The 19,074-nt window shown below is 44.5% G+C and carries 16 protein-coding genes and 2 pseudogenes; 6 read left to right on the plus strand and 12 right to left on the minus strand.

The genetic code is table 11. The features are described 5' to 3' along the window. Positions 1 to 73: 73 nt before the first annotated feature. From cmk to hutW, 12 genes and pseudogenes are all read right to left on the minus strand, one after another. Positions 74 to 754, minus strand: coding sequence for a (d)CMP kinase (gene cmk / locus Vt282_RS09235; RefSeq protein ID WP_162063212.1), 681 nt, complete (start codon positions 752 to 754; stop codon positions 74 to 76). Positions 755 to 907: 153 nt separating this feature from the next. Further along, a complete protein-coding gene (locus Vt282_RS09240; RefSeq protein WP_162063213.1) occupies positions 908 to 1,207 on the minus strand; it encodes a ComEA family DNA-binding protein in 300 nt (99 codons plus the stop codon). A 135-nt stretch (positions 1,208 to 1,342) separates the two neighbouring features. Then, positions 1,343 to 3,202 (minus strand): peptidylprolyl isomerase, encoded by a 1,860-nt coding sequence (ppiD, locus tag Vt282_RS09245; RefSeq protein WP_162063214.1) that lies wholly within the window; start codon positions 3,200 to 3,202, stop codon positions 1,343 to 1,345. 170 nt (positions 3,203 to 3,372) lie between these two features. Beyond that, a pseudogene (locus Vt282_RS09250) lies at positions 3,373 to 3,644 on the minus strand (HU family DNA-binding protein). Between the two features lie 194 nt (positions 3,645 to 3,838). Continuing rightward, positions 3,839 to 6,147, minus strand: a pseudogene (gene lon, locus Vt282_RS09255) (endopeptidase La). A gap of 118 nt (positions 6,148 to 6,265) precedes the next feature. After that, the gene (gene clpX, locus Vt282_RS09260; protein WP_162045957.1) at positions 6,266 to 7,549 is read right to left on the minus strand and encodes an ATP-dependent protease ATP-binding subunit ClpX; all 1,284 of its coding nucleotides are present in this window, start codon (positions 7,547 to 7,549) and stop codon (positions 6,266 to 6,268) included. A gap of 123 nt (positions 7,550 to 7,672) precedes the next feature. Continuing rightward, positions 7,673 to 8,287, minus strand: a complete 615-nt coding sequence (gene clpP / locus Vt282_RS09265; protein WP_162045956.1) for an ATP-dependent Clp endopeptidase proteolytic subunit ClpP — start codon at positions 8,285 to 8,287, stop codon at positions 7,673 to 7,675. A gap of 106 nt (positions 8,288 to 8,393) precedes the next feature. After that, positions 8,394 to 9,692 carry a trigger factor gene (tig, locus tag Vt282_RS09270; RefSeq protein WP_162045955.1) on the minus strand — a complete coding sequence of 433 codons (1,299 nt, stop codon included), beginning with the start codon at positions 9,690 to 9,692 and terminating at the stop codon, positions 8,394 to 8,396. Between the two features lie 614 nt (positions 9,693 to 10,306). Next, the gene (locus Vt282_RS09275; RefSeq protein WP_162063216.1) at positions 10,307 to 12,472 is read right to left on the minus strand and encodes a TonB-dependent hemoglobin/transferrin/lactoferrin family receptor; all 2,166 of its coding nucleotides are present in this window, start codon (positions 12,470 to 12,472) and stop codon (positions 10,307 to 10,309) included. A 96-nt stretch (positions 12,473 to 12,568) separates the two neighbouring features. Next, the gene (gene hutZ, locus Vt282_RS09280) at positions 12,569 to 13,135 is read right to left on the minus strand and encodes a heme utilization protein HutZ (RefSeq protein ID WP_162063217.1); all 567 of its coding nucleotides are present in this window, start codon (positions 13,133 to 13,135) and stop codon (positions 12,569 to 12,571) included. Beyond that, entirely contained in the window at positions 13,132 to 13,653 is a 522-nt protein-coding gene (gene hutX, locus Vt282_RS09285) for a heme utilization cystosolic carrier protein HutX (RefSeq protein WP_162063218.1), read from the minus strand. Before hutX ends, hutZ begins: the two co-directional genes overlap by 4 nt. Before the next feature lie 24 nt (positions 13,654 to 13,677). Then, entirely contained in the window at positions 13,678 to 15,024 is a 1,347-nt protein-coding gene (hutW, locus tag Vt282_RS09290; protein WP_162063219.1) for a heme anaerobic degradation radical SAM methyltransferase ChuW/HutW, read from the minus strand. Positions 15,025 to 15,228: 204 nt separating this feature from the next. On the opposite strand from hutW, the gene Vt282_RS09295 reads away from it, so the two are divergent. From Vt282_RS09295 to Vt282_RS09315, 6 genes are read left to right on the plus strand one after another with little or no spacing between them, the layout of a single operon-like run. Next, positions 15,229 to 16,065, plus strand: a complete 837-nt coding sequence (locus Vt282_RS09295; protein WP_162063220.1) for an energy transducer TonB — start codon at positions 15,229 to 15,231, stop codon at positions 16,063 to 16,065. A gap of 9 nt (positions 16,066 to 16,074) precedes the next feature. Continuing rightward, positions 16,075 to 16,746 carry a MotA/TolQ/ExbB proton channel family protein gene (locus Vt282_RS09300; RefSeq protein WP_162045949.1) on the plus strand — a complete coding sequence of 224 codons (672 nt, stop codon included), beginning with the start codon at positions 16,075 to 16,077 and terminating at the stop codon, positions 16,744 to 16,746. Further along, the gene (locus Vt282_RS09305; RefSeq protein ID WP_162045948.1) at positions 16,746 to 17,168 is read left to right on the plus strand and encodes an ExbD/TolR family protein; all 423 of its coding nucleotides are present in this window, start codon (positions 16,746 to 16,748) and stop codon (positions 17,166 to 17,168) included. Before Vt282_RS09300 ends, Vt282_RS09305 begins: the two co-directional genes overlap by 1 nt. Beyond that, positions 17,165 to 17,749, plus strand: coding sequence for a heme/hemin ABC transporter substrate-binding protein (locus Vt282_RS09310; RefSeq protein ID WP_269472547.1), 585 nt, complete (start codon positions 17,165 to 17,167; stop codon positions 17,747 to 17,749). The genes Vt282_RS09305 and Vt282_RS09310 overlap by 4 nt, the downstream gene beginning before the upstream one ends. Then, positions 17,709 to 18,014, plus strand: coding sequence for an ABC transporter substrate-binding protein (locus Vt282_RS21245; protein WP_269472548.1), 306 nt, complete (start codon positions 17,709 to 17,711; stop codon positions 18,012 to 18,014). The genes Vt282_RS09310 and Vt282_RS21245 overlap by 41 nt, the downstream gene beginning before the upstream one ends. Before the next feature lie 14 nt (positions 18,015 to 18,028). After that, positions 18,029 to 19,069 (plus strand): FecCD family ABC transporter permease, encoded by a 1,041-nt coding sequence (locus Vt282_RS09315; RefSeq protein WP_162063221.1) that lies wholly within the window; start codon positions 18,029 to 18,031, stop codon positions 19,067 to 19,069. Positions 19,070 to 19,074 lie beyond the last annotated feature (5 nt).

The raw sequence follows: 19,074 nt of genomic DNA on the forward strand, positions 1-19,074 counted from the left end.
ATCCTACCTCATGGGGTTATTAAATTCGCCAGTCATCATCCTTGCGACCAACGCTCTGAGCCGACCCCGTAAATTACGCAGTCAGTTTAGATTCAATATATTGTAGTGCTTTTTCGACTACTTCGTCGATACCCATCGACGTTGAGTCCAGCACTAACGCGTCCTCTGCAGGGCGTAGTGGCGCCACTGGGCGATTACGATCTCGGTCGTCTCGCTCTTGGATCTCGCTTAAAAGGTCAGCAAATTTAACATCTAACCCTTTATCTTGCAACTGTTTAAGGCGTCGCTGAGCACGTTCTTCTGCGCTAGCGTCAAGGAAGATTTTCACTTCTGCCTGAGGGAACACGACGGTACCCATGTCACGACCATCAGCAACCAGCCCTGCACCATCTGCAAAAGCACGTTGACGACGTAATAGCGCTTCACGAACTCGTGGTAGTGCAGCAACTTTAGAGGCAGCCATACCTGTTTGCTCTTTACGAAGCTCACCTGACACATCTTCGCCTTCAAGGATAACTTTAACTAAGTCCCCTTCCGCGATGAACTGTACGTCTAAGTGCGTGGCAAGCGCAACCAAAGCATCTTCTGATTCAAGATCAACGCCATGGTGGATCGCCGCAAGTGCAAGTACGCGATAAATTGCGCCCGAGTCCAGCAAGTGAAAACCTAGCTTGTTTGCTAGTTGCATACAAAGTGTGCCTTTACCTGCACCACTTGGTCCATCAACGGTAATAACCGGCGTATGAGAGGACATGAAATACTCCAAGTTGCTTACGTCAGAAGGTTTCTGACCTGACTTTTCGGCGTGAAATTATAGAGGTAAACGTAGCTAGGTTCTAGGAAAGATTTGATAAATATGCGGGAATAACTCCCTCAAGGTACGGCCACGACTTGAGGGAGTGTTCGATTACAACTCTATGCGAGCCAAATTTTTAGCCACTGTAGCTTCACCAATGCCTTTTACTTTGGCTAGGTCTTCAGCGGATTGAAACGGACCTTGCTGCTCACGGTATTCAACGATGGCTTGCGCTTTCTTTAAGCCAATCCCTTTGAGTAAATCTGCAATCTCTTGTGCTGAAGCTTGGTTTACATTAACCACAATTTCTATTCCAGCGTGTTTAGCGTTGTCGTTCGCTATCTCATTAGCAACCGCGAAAGTTGAAAATAGAGCAACAACGATAGCGAGCATAACTGCCTTAACGTTCATAGTTCATCCTTGTTTTTGAGTATCCAGAACTCACCATAACGAGCCAACAACACTTTGTTAATAGCAATAATGAGAAATAGAAAGGGCTGCAAACGCAGCCCTTTTTGACAGGAATATGAATTACATTTCCGCTTATTATTGTGTCACAGCGAAGTATTCAATATCCGTTGTTTGACGCCAAATACTAATCAAACCTTCAAGGTTTTGTTGTGCACTCATTTGTACAATCTGTTGAGCGATTTGCTCATTGTACATGGTGTTAAATACGTCAGCGACAGCATCAAGCTCAACGATAACAACATCACCATTTAATGACTTAGTTTGTGCATAGCCAACTTTGCCTTCAATTGGTTTTGGCATTGCAAATACTACGTTAGCCAACGGAGAGCTACGGTCAATAGTTTCAGCTTGACCAAATGCTAAACCGTTGTCAGCCAATACTTGTGTGTTACCTGCTTTGAGCTCATCCACAACTTTTGTTGCCAATGCCATTGCATTTTGCTCACCTTTCACACGAGATAGTTGAGCCACGACCTGCTCACGTACCTCAGTTAACGGCAGTACAGTCTCGTCACGAGTATCTTCTACTCGAACTACAACCACATGCTCTGGCGCAACTTCGATTACTTCTGAGTTCAGCCCGTCATCTTTTACTTCAGGGCTTAAGATCGCTTGCATTACTGCTGGCGTTTTTAGTAGCTCTGGAGCATCAGCTTGAGAGATAAAGTCGGTGGTAACAATTTGAGCGTTGATAGCTTTAGCTGCATCGTCCAGTGAGTCTGGGTATTCAAACGCCACTTTCTCTAGCTCACTTTGTAGCTCGTAGAACTTATCAACCGCTTTTTGATCGCGCAGCTCTTGCTTAATCGTCGCTGCTACTTCCGCATATGGTTTTGCAACCGCATCTTTAAGCTCATCTAACTTGATAATATGGTAACCAAAGTTAGTTTTTACTAGCGCAGATACATCACCTGGTTGTTTTAGTGCAAATGCAGCTTCTTCAAACTCAGGAGCCATTACACCGCGTTCAATCCAACCCAGTGAACCACCTTCTTCAGAACTACCCACATCTTCAGATTTCTCTTCTGCTAGCGTTGCGAAATCTGCACCTGCGTTTAATTCATCAAGAATCGCTTGTGCCTTTGCTTCATCATCACCTTGAATCAGAATATGGCTCACTTTACGTTGTTCTTCAGAAGAATACTTATCTAGGTGCTCTTGGTAATACTGCTTAGCTTGCTCATCACTGATTTCAATTGAGTTTTTAAGCTCATTTGCAGACAAATCGATGTAAGCCACTTTTGCTTGCTCAGGACGAGTGTAACGCTCTGAGTTGTCTTTGTAGTACTGCTCAATTTCAGCGTCAGTCAGTTCAACTTTTTCAGCAAAATCAGCTAATGCAAGATTGATGGTTTTCACTTCACGAGTTTGCATAATCAGCTTGCTTTGCTCAGCCACTTCACTTGGAAGAGCAAAATCACTTGCTTGAACAGCAGTCAGTAGCTGGTTACGTACTAAGTCGCGACGAATCAACTCAGCAAAGCTTTCCGGTGTGTAACCTGCACGGCGTAGTGAAGCTTGGTAGATTTCTGAATCAAATTTACCATCCACTTGAAACTCTGGCAGTGATAACAGCGTGGTGCGAACTTGCTTATCGCTCACACGTAGACCTAATTCCTGAGCGTGTAGCTGTAACAACGCATCATTAATCATTTGGTCCAACACTGATTTACGGAAAGACGCAACATAGCTTGGATCAGCTAATAGGTCCGAGAAATAATCGCCAAGCTGCGCTTGCATGCGATTACGTTGATTTTGGTATGCCTGCTCGAACTCACCACGACTGATTTCGATATTACCTACTTTCGCAGCAACGTTATTACCGCCACCACCGATGTAACTACTTACACCCGCAAATACGAAAGATAGAATAATCAGGCCTAGGATAATTTTAATCGCGATGCTATTCACGCCTTCGCGCAATCGATCCATCATACTTTTGTTACTCTCCGCGTACGACCCGTTACTGCCTCAGTAAGGCAACACGATGTTCATTAATAATTAAAAATTCAGTAGCGCGATAATATCAGAAGAAAAGCGCATCAGTATGATGCGCTGAAATTAAAAAGGTTCTAACAAACTACTAAAAAAGTAGCTGATTTAGATTAGTTACAAGCGTCTTTTAGTGCTTTACCAGCTTTGAATGAAGGCACTTTAGCTTCAGCGATTTTGATTTCTTCGCCAGTTTTAGGGTTACGGCCAGTACGTGCTGCACGAGTACGAACACTGAAAGTACCGAAGCCAACTAGAGCTACTTGGTCGCCAGTTTGTAGAGTGCCGCTTACTGCTTCGATGAATGCGTCTAGTGCACGGCCAGCTGCTGCTTTAGATAGATCTGAGTTTTCAGCAATTTTTCTACTAATTGAGTTTTGTTCACGGTTATTCCCCTTTAATGTCATCTGTAATTATTTTATAAGACGACTTTCGTTCCATTTCAATTTCAAATTCAGCTCAAACCCTTGTATAGCAAGGGGTCAAGCTACAGTGGCTAAAGTTAGCGTCCAAAAAAAACGCTGACAAGCACTTTTAAGCTAATCAGCGTAATCTTTTACTTATTTTTGCTGCACATCACTATTTTTCTACAGCAAACTCAACACCTGATGGGTCTCTTTCAAGCGCAACGCTCAGAACCTCATCAATCCACTGAACTGGTATCACTTTCAAGTCTGCGATCACGTTCTCAGGAATTTCTTCCAAATCACGTTCGTTGTCTTTCGGAATTAGTACCGTTTTGATACCGCCACGATGCGCTGCGAGTAATTTTTCTTTCAATCCACCGATTGGAAGTACCTCACCACGCAGAGTAATTTCACCGGTCATCGCCACTTCCGCTTTCACTGGGTTACCAGTTAGGCTCGAAACTAGCGCTGTACACATCGCGATACCTGCACTTGGACCATCTTTTGGCGTAGCGCCTTCAGGAACGTGCACGTGAATATCGCGCTTCTCGTAAAAATCAGGGTTGATGCCCAATTTTTCCGCACGAGTGCGAACGACTGTCATCGCAGCTTGAATCGACTCCTGCATCACATCGCCCAGTGAGCCGGTTTGGATTAGTTTACCCTTACCCAGCATCGACTCGGTTTCAATCGTTAGCAGATCGCCACCCACTTCAGTCCATGCAAGACCAGTCACTTGACCGATACGGTTGCTGTCGTCAGCTTTACCGTAATCGAAACGTTGAACCCCTAAGTACTCTTTTAGGTTTTCCATCGATACCGTTACTGATTTGATGTCTTTATCCAGCAGGATGTTCTTCACTGCTTTACGGCAGATCTTTGAAATCTCACGCTCTAGACTACGCACACCCGCTTCACGCGTGTAGTAACGGATAATGCCGATGATCGCTGAATCTTCGATCACAATTTCATGTGACTTAAGACCATTACGCTGTACTTGTTTGTCAACTAAGTGGCGTTTAGCAATATTCAGTTTCTCATCTTCGGTGTAACCCGATAGACGAATCACTTCCATACGGTCCAAAAGTGGACCAGGAATGTTCATTGAGTTCGACGTCGCAACAAACATTACATCCGACAGATCGTAATCCACTTCTAAGTAGTGATCGTTAAATGCATTGTTTTGCTCAGGGTCTAACACCTCAAGCAATGCCGACGCAGGATCGCCACGCATATCCGATGACATCTTGTCGATTTCATCCAAAAGGAACAGTGGGTTTTTCACGCCAACTTTTGACATCTTTTGAATTAACTTACCTGGCATAGAGCCAATATAAGTACGACGGTGACCACGGATTTCCGCTTCATCACGCACGCCACCCAGTGCCATGCGCACATATTGGCGACCAGTTGCTGACGCAATTGAACGACCAAGTGAAGTTTTACCCACACCTGGAGGACCAACAAGACAAAGAATTGGACCTTTAAGCTTATTGATACGGTTTTGTACCGCCAAATACTCAAGAATACGTTCTTTAAGCTCTATTGATTCGCAAGGTTCTTCTTAACTTTGCTACGCTTGCTCCAAGGCACGCCGAGCATCCAATCAATGTAACCTCGTACAACCGTTGCTTCCGCCGACATTGGCGACATCATTTTTAGCTTTTGTAGCTCTTGTTCGGTTTTCTTCTTGAGGCATTTTGACTCAGCAATTTTTTGCTTTAGCGCCTCAAATTCATCAACACCGTCTTCACCTTCACCAAGCTCTTTCTGAATCGCCTTCATCTGCTCATTCAGGTAGTACTCACGCTGAGATTTTTCCATCTGCTTTTTCACACGTGTGCGAATGCGTTTTTCTACTTGCAGAATATCGATTTCTGATTCCATTTGTCCCATTAGGAACTCAAGGCGCTCAGAAACATCCAGAATTTCTAACACTTTTTGCTTATCAACCAACTTCAACGGCATATGTGCCGCAATCGTATCAGCCAAACGAGCAGCTTCATCGATACCGTTTAATGAGGTCAGAACTTCTGGTGGGATCTTGTTGTTAAGCTTGATAAAGCCTTCGAACTGATTGATTGCGCTGCGAACAATCACTTCCTGCTCACGCTCATCTAGCTCATTAGTCACTAGATATTCAGCATCAGCCACAAAGAATTCGTTATCGAAAATTTCGTTGATTTGCGCGCGCTGCTGACCTTCAACCAACACCTTAACCGTGCCATCAGGTAACTTAAGCAACTGAAGAATCGTCGCGACAGTACCGACTTCAAATAGGTCATTTTTGGTTGGCTCGTCAGTTTCGGCTTCTTTTTGCGCCACCAACAGCACCTGCTTATTGGCATCCATTGCAGCTTCTAAACATGCAATCGATTTTTCACGACCAACAAACAATGGAATTACCATATGCGGGTAAACTACTACGTCTCGTAGAGGTAGTACGGGGATCTCGATACGTTCGGAACGTTCCAAGTTCATATTATTCTCTCTTCCGCTTAGTCTTATGAGCAGTATATGGGGCCTAATTGGTTGGAATCAATGGAGGAATAAAAAAGGAGGACTTAAAGCCTTTTGATAACGATTGTTATTTAGCGAGTTACGACTCAGCGCCTGCTGCTTGACTGTCTGAGTTGCTGTAAATCAGCAATGGTTCAGATTCGCCATTAATTACTGACTCATCAATCACAACTTTGCTTACGTTGTCCATTGATGGCAGTTCATACATGGTTTCAAGCAGAACAGCTTCTAAAATTGAACGTAGACCACGAGCGCCTGTCTTACGATCCATTGCTTTTTTCGCAATAGCGCGTAGTGCATCTTCGCGGAATTCAAGTTCAGAGTTTTCTAGCTCAAATAGCGCCGCATACTGTTTAGTCAGTGCATTCTTTGGTTCGCAAAGAATTTGAATTAGCGCTTCTTCATCCAGTTCAGTCAGCGTCGTCGTTACTGGTAGACGACCGATAAACTCTGGAATCAAACCGTATTTCACTAAATCTTCTGGTTCAACTTGAGTAAACAATTCACCGATTGTTTTGTTCTCGTCTTTTGAACGCACTTCAGCGCCAAAGCCGATACCAGCACCGGTTGCAACACGTTGATCAATTACTTTGTCTAGGCCAGCAAACGCGCCGCCACAGATAAATAAGATCTTCGATGTATCTACTTGCAAGAACTCTTGTTGCGGGTGCTTACGACCACCTTGTGGTGGAACAGAAGCAACCGTACCTTCGATCAGTTTTAGAAGCGCCTGCTGAACACCCTCACCCGACACATCACGTGTGATTGATGGGTTTTCAGCTTTACGAGAAATCTTGTCGATCTCATCAATGTAAACAATACCACGTTCTGCTTTCGCTACGTCGTAGTCACATTTTTGTAGCAGCTTCTGGATGATGTTCTCAACGTCTTCACCTACATAACCTGCTTCTGTCAGGGTCGTAGCATCCGCCATTGTGAAAGGAACATCTAGAAAACGCGCTAGGGTTTCAGCTAGCAAAGTTTTACCACTACCGGTTGGACCGATAAGTAGAATATTACTCTTGCCTAGCTCAACGCCTTCGCTCGTTGTATCACCATTACGTAAACGCTTGTAGTGGTTGTAAACGGCTACGGCTAGCACTTTTTTAGCGTAATCTTGGCCAATCACATAATCATCAAGGTGCTCACGAATCTCGCGTGGCGTAGGCAACGCTTCAGACTGTTTCTTAGGAAGCACATCTTTGATTTCTTCACGAATAATGTCGTTACAAAGGTCGACACACTCGTCACAAATGTAGACTGACGGGCCGGCGATCAGCTTGCGAACTTCGTGCTGGCTCTTACCGCAGAAAGAGCAGTACAGCAGTTTACTACTACCGCCCTCTTTGCTTTTATCTGTCATTCGCTAACCTCTTAGCCTTAAATCTATACGCTTTGAGTGTATATCAATTTAGGACAAAATACCCCTGTGAATTGTTCGAAAGCTCGCCTCAATTCAGCTAAATTACACTCAAAGCCAGTTTTATTAACCGCGGTGGGTTAATACTTCATCGATAATACCGTATTCAGCCGCTTGTGCTGCTGACATAAAGTTATCGCGGTCCGTATCGCGTTCAATCACTTCCATCGGCTGACCAGTATGCTCTGCAAGTAGAGTATTTAGTTTTTGTTTGATAGAAAGGATTTCTTGCGCGTGGATTTGAATATCTGACGCTTGGCCTTGGAAGCCACCTAGAGGTTGGTGAATCATTACACGTGCATTTGGCAGCGCAAAACGCTTACCTGGAGCACCACCAGCAAGTAGGAAAGCACCCATTGAACATGCTTGACCAGTACATAGCGTTGCAACATTTGGCTTAATAAATTGCATGGTATCGTAAATCGCCATACCTGCCGTTACGCTGCCACCTGGTGAGTTGATGTATAGGTAAATATCTTTATCTGGGTTTTCAGATTCAAGGAAAAGTAACTGCGCAACAATTAGGTTTGCCATGTTGTCTTCAACTTGACCGGTCAAGAAGATGATGCGTTCTTTAAGCAAGCGAGAATAAATATCGTAAGAACGTTCACCACGGGAAGTTTGTTCAACCACCATTGGCACGAGTGCATTCATGATTGTATTTTGGTCTTGGTAGCTCATATTCTGATGTCCCTAAAATAAATGGCCCGGATGATGTATATCATTCGGACCATTGTTAGCAGAATAGTTAACACTTAGTCAACTTTTCTACGCAAGATATTGCTTATTAAGCAGGTTGGTTCATTAGCTCGTTGAAGCCAACTTCTTTCTCAGAAACCTTTGCTTTAGCGATGATTGCGTCAATTGCTTGCTCTTCTAGAGCGATATTGCGCATGTTGTTCATCATCTGCTCGTTTTGCTCGTAGTAAGCAACAACTTCTGTTGGATCTTCGTAAGCAGTCGCCATCTCTTCGATTAGAGATTTCACTTTCGCGTCGTCAGCTTTTAGCTCTTCAGACTTGATCACTTCACCTAGTAGTAGACCTACAACTACGCGACGTTTAGCTTGCTCTTCGAATAGCTCACGTGGAAGCTGAGCTGCAGCTTCTGGGTTGCCACCGAAACGTTGAGCTGCTTGTTGACGAAGAACGTTGATTTCTTGGTCGATTAGCGCAGCTGGTACGTCGATGTTGTTTTCTTCAACTAGACCGTTGATTGCTTGCTCTTTGATGCGGTTCTTAACTGCTTGCTTAAGTTCACGCTCCATGTTCTTACGAACTTCAGCTTTAAGAGCGTCAACGCCGCCTTCAGCTACACCGAACTTTGCAACGAATTCTTCGTTCAGTTCTGGTAATTCACGCGCTTCAACTTTGTTTACTTTGATAGCAAACTTAGCCGCTTTACCTTTTAGGTTTTCAGCGTGGTAATCTTCTGGGAAAGTTACGTCGATTTCGAATTCCATACCTTTAGCTTTACCAGCGATACCGTCTTCGAAACCAGGGATCATGCGACCTGCGCCCATTTCTAGTGGGAAGTTCTCAGCTTTACCGCCTTCGAACTCAACACCGTCGATAGAGCCAACGAAGTCGATTGTTGCACGCTTACCAGCTTCTGCAGCTTCTTCAACTTCAGTCCAAGTAGCTTGTTGCTTACGTAGAGTTTCGATCATCTCTTCAACGTCAGCATCTTTCACTTCAGCTTGTGGTTTTTCTACAGCGATGTTCTCAAGACCTTTTAGTTCGATCTCTGGGTAAACTTCGAAAGTCGCAGTGAAAACTAGATCTTCGCCTTCTTTAGTTGCTACTGGAGCAAAAGTAGGTGCGCCTGCTGGGTTGATTTTTTCTTTAACGATCGCTTCGATGAAGTGACGTTGCATAACTTCGCCCATCACGTCTTGACGTACTGCTTTACCGTACATCTGCGCAACCATTTTTAGAGGCACTTTACCTTTACGGAAACCATCGAAACGACGGTTTTTAGCGATGTTGCGTAGTTCAGCAGTAACAGCGTCTTCGATGTTTGCAGCTGGAACAGTAATGTTTAGACGGCGCTCTAGGCCTTCTAGCGTTTCAACAGTAACTTGCATTATTCATTAACCTCAATACTGGCTCAGCCACGCTGAGCGTATGAGTTACCTAAGCTTAGCTTGGTAACTGCATCCTTGTTTGTACTCTACGAGCACCATTTAATTTCGAGCATCGACACCCCTTATTGGGCTGTCGAACTAATCAGCGATATCTTTTTCTCGTTATAAAAACGGTGAAAGGTATCTCCTATTAGTCTCAGGATATAGTTTTAGACGCAGCATTCTAGCGACCTTAACAACCAGTGTCGAGCCGAACCCCTGCTTACATTCACGAATATCCTAAATTCTCAACTAACTGCTAGAAAATTGACCATTACAACTTCTAACGATGTCAGAAATGGGGACATTAATGTGTTTTTCAAGAGAAACTAGCGTTTTTTTTGATTCAAGTAATAAAAGGAGATCCAAGTCCGGTTTTATCCTTCAATTTAGCAACCTATCACAACACATTAGTAACAAACGCGAAGGGTTGAAACCATCCGGATCTGGAGTATTCAACTGAGCGAGGGCTTAACTCTCGCAACACTGGCTCAAAGCGCTAAAGATCTCAGACAACAAAAAGGGCAGCGCCATCGTCGCTGATATGCGCTGCCCTTTCTTGATTTTTATGCTCGTTAGAAGAAGTATTCTAAGTTCACACCCCAGTTACGTCCGGCTTGAGTATCGATATCCTTCAAACCCTCATCCTCACCGCGCACATCAGTATACAACCAGTACTTCTCATCAAAGGCATTAAATAGACCAGCACGAATAGTCATATCCTTCATTGGACGGTAGTAAGCGGTTAGGTCAACAGTGCTATAAGAAGGCGCTGTAACGTTATCAATTTCTTGCCAGCTATCTTTTTTCGCAACGGCTTTGTAGTTGATAAGCGCACCAAAAACTTGGTCAGCTGAATCATAACCCACGCCGATATTGGTCGTCAGTGGCGCAATGGCATCTAACTCGCGACCGTTTTTCTTATCTTCACCATTGGTGTATGCAATACTAAATTTGCTATAGAAACCTTGAGGTCCAAATACCGTCGTCGCAAACTCTGCACCATAAATACGCGCTTTATCGATGTTTTGCATCGTAATCACGTCTTTGCCGCCTTGTTCACCTATCGTTGCTTGAGAGATAAAGTTATCGTAGTCGTTGTAATACGCGCTTAGCTCGTATTGCAGGCGCTGATTCTTACCTCTTAGACCGACTTCATACGAAAGGCTAGTCTCTGCTTTTAGGTCTGGATTCCCTTCAAAAATTGCCCCTTGGTCATACACATAGTACAAGTCATACACCGTTGGTGCTTTAAAGCCCTGACTGATTTGCGCGTAAGGGATCAGCATATCAGAAACACGATAAACCGCGCCCAAACGTCCGGTAAAGGCATCATTCTTGTTATCTACGTGTTCTACGTCATAACCATCGGTTGTTTCCGGTGCCGTTTTAAACGAGTCATAACGCATACCAGCCGTTAAAATTAGACGATCATCAAGCATAAAGATTTGGTCTTGCGCAAAAATACCCCACTGAGTCACTTTCGCATTTGGCAAGCCCGTGCTACCCGGTTTTGATGTACCATCAGGTACACCCGCTTGACCACTCTTGATAAAGAAATCGGTGTTTTCCAACGAAAAGTCATTACGCAGGAAACTCGCACCATAAGTTAATTGATGGTAGTGCGAATTGTAGCTGAGTAATTTATTAAATTGAGCGTCAAATTGGACCGAATCATCTTGAGCGATGCGTTGACGATTACGAATTCGATCATCATAGGCAGGCATGAACATATTGCCCGGGAAATTCGTCGTATCATAGTTATCAGATTTGCTCTCAGTTGTTTGGTAAGAGACCTTCCACAACAGTTCATCTGCAATCGCAGCATTCATTTTCCAATCATGCTCGAACCCGATACTCATACGTTGGTTATTATCTGCAATCGATGAATCGGTATAGACAAAGTTGGGCATCATCTCATTACCCTCTTCAGAGGCTAAGAATGAGTCATATTGATAGTCGTAATATTCAAAAATCAGCCCTAAACGGTGCGCTTCATTGGCTTGATAAAAGACTTTCGCTAAACCGTTATACAACTTGGAATCGGCTGGATCAGCGGCGCCACGATCTGGGCCAAGAATATCAGCACCATCACCATGGGTTTTATACTCATTACCATCTGCATAAGTGAACATGGTAATGGTTTCCCAGGCCCCTTTGCGCATTGCCCAGGTTAAGGTATTTTTAAACTCGTCGTTTACCGAAGCATAACTCGACTTAATACCAAAACGATTTTCATCCCCATCGGTGACCAAAACATCATCAGGATTTTTGGTGCGGAACAGCACTACACCACCCAAGGCATCAGAACCATAAAGGCTCGAAGATGGACCTTTATTTACTTCGATACCCGCCAGCATATCGGTTTCAATCGTGTTCGAATATTTACGTTGCTGACTCGCACCAGGATTATATGGCACAGGCTGCTGGATACCATCCACCATCACTTTTACACGGCTAGCATCTACACCACGAATATTAAAACCTGAAACACCAAAACGACCGCTGCCTTCAGCCTCTACACCAGGGGTATATTGCATCGTATCTTTAAGATTATTCGTCATGGTGTTATCAAGTTCTGAGCGCCCGATCACTTCAACAGAAGACGAAACATCTTCTATGTTCTGCTCAGTACGAGTCGCTGATACCACTACTTCATCAAAAGAGTAAACTTCTTCAGCCATAGCTGGAGTCGCGAGCAGCCCACCAATTACGAGGGCTAATTGAGTTTGCTTAAACATCTTTTATTCCATTTATATTCTACGGTGGCCTCGGATTATTTTGATTTATAAGACCTGATGGGTGCTCCATTACTTCGCTTTCTAGAATTACAATGGTTACTGTTTTTCCCCTTTGACATGCCCTTCTGTTAAGTGAACGAAATCGAGTAAATCATTACCCGAAATTTCGAATGCTTGGCCAAAACCTTTCACATAACGGCCAGATTTAGGATTCAAACGATACAAGTTGAAATCACCCAACTGGCTGAGGTTATCGATAATCTCACCAAAGCGCTGTTTTAGCGCGCCGACACCTTGCTGCCACTGCTCGCTATGTTTCTCAACTAGTTCAGCCTGTGTATCAAACGTCAGGCGTTTACGTGCATAAATTTGTTTCGCTTCGCTTTCGTCTTCCACCAGTAAAATGGAAACATTACGATTGGTTTTAAGGTTCTTACCGTGAGCGGCAATATCACTAACCAGAATGTAATAGCCTTGTTGGTCAAAGGCGAAAGGCGCATAAGTTGCATTGGGAACGCCGTTCTCACCAATCGTAGCTAGTTGCAGCGTTTGTCGTGAATCACGAAATTCTTGTACTTCCGGCTCTAGACGATTTTGCAGACGCTCTCGACGTACTTCGTCTCGTGTTGGTTCAATCTCTGTTGGCTGACTGTCTAATTTCATGCTGAAAACTCCTGTTTCATTTGAGCAAAGGCAGCGACTTGTTCTGGGAATAGTTGTCTTTTTTTGTCGCGGCCAAGATAAACTTTAAAAATGCACTCACCTTGCTGAGTGAAAAAACCAATGTAGTGACTTTCCATGCTACGAAATGGTTTGCTAACAAACGCGATATGAGCAACAAGATCAAGACGTAGATGACCATGCAACTCGCCTTCTTTACCCATCAAGTTATAAAAACCATGCGCTACTTTACCTTTTGGAAATCGCGCCTTGGCTTCAAAAATGGAACCAAAAGAGTGCACAATCGTCGTCACTTTGCCCCAATTTGGTAGTTGCTCAAGAATCGCTTGAGCATGCTCTCCATTTGATTTGGTCATCATCTCTGCTGGCAATGCAAAAGTAATCGCGCCTTCACTAAGGCCCAGTTGCTGCGACATTGTTGAAATAGGCACCGCAGAGTCCTCTGCCAACGCTGCATTCACTTTGCCTTTAACTTCACTTTCAGAATAAGTGGCGTACATACTCTCTCCTACTTTGCTTCGAGCTTAGGCTGAAACCAATCCAGCGCTATTTTGTTTTTGAATGATAGTAATAAGATTATTGGCCAAATTGACTGACCAAAACTGACCAGCGAGAGTCAAAGACACGGCTTGTGGTGAGATGCTGACTAATCCACGCTGCTGCCAAGCTTCAAACAATGGCATTAGACGCTCAAACCACTCGGTAAACTCATGTTTAAGAATCACACCTCGGTCAAAGGCGGCCTTAAATTGATTGTAGATCGGCGTCGGCGTCGCGTTTATAAACGCCATACCTACTGGAAAATGGTTCTGGCTAACAGATTCGATATACGCATCCATATCGCGATATTGCATCGCACTCACACCATTGAAATTACCACCTGCCCCTGCCCCGATAGGCAACACTTCGGCATTGGTTTTTGCTAGGCTGTTATAAATACTGCGCTCACGATTACCTGATGCCCAATGATTGACACTCAGGCGTCTCTGATGGTGCTTGGCCATGAACTCCACCCCCATCCGATACATCTCTGCTTTGGTCGCAGTATCAGCAGGTTGCGGCAGTTTTCCCTGCTCAACCAAGCGCTCCATTGGCAAATTTTGTAGATTCAATAATTGGTATAGGTCGACACCATCGACACCCGACTCTAAATATCCGTCTAAATCGCGCTGCCAAACCTCCAAGGTCTGGTACGGCAAGCCATACAATAAATCGATAACAACTGGCGCCGCGTTGTAACTCACCATTTTTTGTAACGTAGTGAGTACCACATCACCATCATCCAATCGCTTCGCTGCCCGGCGGACGTGTGAATCAAAACTCTGTACTCCGAGTGAAAAACGATTAAATCCACCTTCAAGCGCTGCCTCAAACTTTTGCTCATCAAAGCGATTCACCCGCCCTTCTAAGGTAATTTCACAATCCGGTGTTAATGGAAAGTATTGGCGAATGAGTTGCCCTAATGTACGAATCTGGTCTGCGCTCAAGTCAGTAGGCGTACCGCCACCAACATAAACAGCTTGAAATGGATAACTTTGCGTCCAGCGATAGGCGGCCTTTTTTTTCAGCTCAATAACCAACGCAGTGAAGTATTCAGCAATCAGTTGTTTGCTCGATGCGTATTGGAAAAAATTACAATAAGTGCAACGCACACGACAAAATGGAATATGGATATACAAACAACGCTGCGACTGATTCGCTTTGCTACTCAGCGCTGTTTCAATTTGAATTTGAGTTTGTGGCTTGGGAATCGGCATTGAACTGCCGCCGACGTGAGGTCCTTTTTTACCACTAAATGCAAAACGCAATGGGTCAGGCGAGTGTCTACCAATTAGGTTCTCGTCGGTTGAATCAAATGTTATTGGAGTCATGTCATACAGCTTGCTCGTAACAGGTTATTTCGAACTCACTGGCACGAAATATCTGATACAAGGCATTAATAATAGTTGTGTTGATAAATTGTGTTGACCGCCATCTTATATAAAGTTAATAATAATGCAAACGATATTTGATCTCATTCGCATTTAGTCGTTAAGCTATTAAAATATCATCTTTTATAATTTGCATTAAACCTCATGACTCAATTTCGTTATCTCATCGCTGGATTAATCGCCTGCCTAATTCAAGGTTATGCTTTGTCATTTGCACCGCAAGAAAAAGTGCTACAAGTGTCGATGAACCAAGGTCATCAGGGTATGCAAATTCAGTTGATGGCGAGCACTGCATCGAATCCAGAGACTAAACCTGAGCCTATTCCTCCTGTTCAAACAAGCAAAAGAAACAGCGAAATAACACCACAAAAAAAGAGTTCCGTCGCAGCTACCCATTCGGAAGTACCTAAGTCGGAAATCACCAAGCGTTCAAAAGCCAAAAGTAATCAGTCAACACCGCCACTTAAAAGGGCTAAAGATTCGACACAAATCACAAACTCTAACGTGAAGATCAAGCAAAAACCGACTCAACCACCAACACAGGTGGAGCAAAAGCAGAAAAGCAAAGAGCCCAAAAAAGAGAAAAAACGCGTTCAAGCAATAACAGAAAAAACGAAGCCAAAACAGCAACCAGAAAAGATCAAATCAGAAACAACCAATACGTCGGAAAACGCGACGATAAGTAATCAAAGCAGCCAGCCTATGCTGGTTAACAAGCCGCGCTTTAGCGCCAAACCAACCCCTGTGGAATACCCTCGCTTGGCACGTAAAAAAGGGCTTGAAGGCCGAGCGCTCATAGAAGTTTGGTTAGATAAGGATGGCAAACAAATCAAACAAAAGCTCATTCAGTCAAGTGGTCATGAGATTCTTGATACGCGAGCCCTTAACACCATCAAACAGTGGCAATTTTCGCGTCAAACAGCCAACGGACAAGCTATTGCACATCGTGTGCAAATACCTATTAATTTCAAATTGAAGTAGTAATAAGACATGGAAACTTTTAGCAATATTCAAACTCAATTAGGCATGATGACTTGGCCGTTAATCGTTATGTCATTCCTAACCCTAGCCATTCTGATTGAACGTACACTTTATATGCTGATCAATAGTCGTACACACACCACGACGATTTTAAAACGCATTCATCAACTCGATTTCAACCGCCCAGATGAAGTAAATCACTTTATTGAAACTGAGCTCAGTGGACGTCAACTGATGTTCCAATCTATGCGTATGCTGCTCAGTCATCGTCACTTTACAAAGCCATTGCGTGAAGAAGCGGTTGGAATTTGGCTGTTTCAAAAACGCCAACAATTCCGCTCGGGTATTCGCCTACTCTCAATTATTGGTGTGATCAGCCCATTAATTGGCCTACTGGGTACAGTTTTAGGCCTGATGGAGATGTTTAGAGGTATTACCGATACCTCTGGCGCAATTTCACCCGCCACACTGGCTGATGGCCTAGGACTGGCTATGACCACTACCGCCGCTGGACTAATTATTGCCCTACCTGCGATTACGGGTGCACAGCTACTTAGCATGTGGGTCGAAAAAACATTGGCAAAAATTGAATACACCCTGAATCATAGCAATTTGCACATTGAGGGGATTTCCGTCGACCCCTTTGGCAAAGACATACCTATCACTCAAGAGGTCGTGTGATGATTCAGTCGCAATCACGTTTCAATGACGAAGAATTTAAGCCAGACCTCACGCCGATGCTCGACATTATCTTTATCGTCATGGTGTTCCTGCTACTTACCGCTAATGTCAGTGTCAAAACACTCAACGTCGACATTCCCAAAACGCAGGAGAGTAGCGAATTATCGAGCCCAAACAAACCTGTCATTTCGGTGGGTATTTTGCTCGATGAAAAAGACAAGTGGGCGTTGGATGGCGAGATATTCAGTAATTGGAATGATTTCACGCAGGCGCTACTTAAAGCTCGCGCCAAATCACCCGAAAAACCAATAGTGATCGCGACAGATAAAAAAGCTGATGTCGAATCAATGCTCAATCTATTGGCATTCATGCAAAAACACCAAATTTCGGCCACGAACATTGTAATGGAAGAACAAAAATGAAAAAGCTTGTAATCACTTTGGGGCTGCTCGTTGCCTCTCTGCCTAGTTTTGCTAAAACGGAGCCAACTCCAAATCGAATTATTAGTGCTGGCTCAAGCATCACTGAGCTGATTGTTGCGCTTGGTGCGAAAGATCAATTAGTTGCACTGGATGTGACGAGTAAACATTTCAATACCGACGGCAAGCTACCTCAAGTTGGCTATCACCGCCAACTCTCCCCTGAGGGGTTAATGGCACTGATGCCGACTCACCTTATTGGTTCGAAAGAAATGGGGCCAGAAACAACATTGTCGCTACTAAAAAGTGGTGGTGTAACCGTTGAAACCGTGCCATCGGGTGATACTGAGCAAGACCTTTTCAAACGTATCGATACCATCGCGCAAATCACTCATACGCAGCCTAAAGCACAAGAGCTAAAAGCCTCATTAGAAACTAAGTTAGATACAATGCGTGAGCGTAAACTCGAGCGTGCACCAAAAACAATTTTTACCATGCTTAGCAAAGGTCGACCAGCCACTGTCGCCGGTGATAAAACCACCATTGACGCCATTATTTCTCTCGGGCGGCACCAACCCGGCTAAAGCTGAGCTTTCTTCCTATAAACAACTGTCTCAAGAGGCCATTGTTGACATGCAGCCGGAGTATATTTTGGTTTCCCAGCGCGACTGGGACAAATTAGGTGGTGAGCAAGGTATCATCAAAGAATATCCGCTATTTATGGCAACGCCTGCGGCGGTTAATCACCGTATCATTCCTGTGCAAGGTAGCGCGATTATTGGCGGCTTAGGCATTGAAAGTCTTGAGCTTGCAGATTCGCTTTATCAAAATTTTAGCCAATCCCAATAAATTGGCCGACATCAATGAATAGTTCTCGATTGTTTTCAGCTAAAACTCTTTGCGTTATTGCGGCATTAGGGTTATACGCCGCGACGGTTACCTCCATCACAGTTGGCCCGATGAACATCAGTTTTAGTGATAGCCTGCGCTCCCTGCTTCCGATCAGCAGCGGTGACCTTCCAAGCCATATCACCATGATCGTTCAGCAAGTGCGTATTCCTCGCACCCTACTTGCGATTGCTGTCGGTGGCATACTGGCGCTATGTGGCGCAGTGCTACAAGGGCTGTTTCGTAATCCATTGGCCGACCCTGGCATTATTGGGGTTTCTTCGGGGGCTTCACTAGGCGCCGCGGTTGCGATCGTACTGTTTGGCGGTTTAGCGGCTAGCTACCCACTGCTAATGGTGCTCGGTACAGTACCTGTATTTGCCTGCATAGGTGGCATTATCGTCACTTTTGTCGTTTACCAACTAGGGACGGGCAGCAACGGAACATCAGTCACCATGATGTTACTGGCAGGCGTTGCGATCTCTGCTCTTGCTGGGGCCGCACTGGGCCTACTCAACTACTTCGCGGATGACCAAGCACTGCGAGACCTATCACTCTGGACCATGGGCTCTTTGGCTGGTGCCAATGCGCATGGACTCTATCTGGCCTTTGCTACGCTAGTCGTGCTCTTTGTTAGTTATCTTCGTGATGCGGACAAGCTCAATGCCATGCTACTGGGTGAAGCAGAAGCTCGTCATATGGGCATCAATGTGCAAGCAGTCAAACGCCGTTTAATTGTATTGGCTGCTGCAGGAGTTGGGGTTACGGTCGCTTTAGCTGGCATTATTGGCTTTGTCGGATTAATTGTGCCGCACCTTGCTCGAATGATGATTGGCCCAAACTACCGTTCATTGTTACCCGTTAGTATGTTACTTGGCGCACTATTATTGTTAGTGGCGGATATGCTTGCACGCACGATTGTCGCTCCATTAGATATGCCTGTTGGCATTGTTACTGCGCTGATTGGCACCCCATTTTTTCTCTGGCTGTTGATCAAACAAAAAGGACGAATTTAATGCGC

The sequence above is a fragment of the Vibrio taketomensis genome (assembly GCF_009938165.1).
In the GTDB taxonomy this organism is placed as follows: domain Bacteria; phylum Pseudomonadota; class Gammaproteobacteria; order Enterobacterales; family Vibrionaceae; genus Vibrio; species Vibrio taketomensis.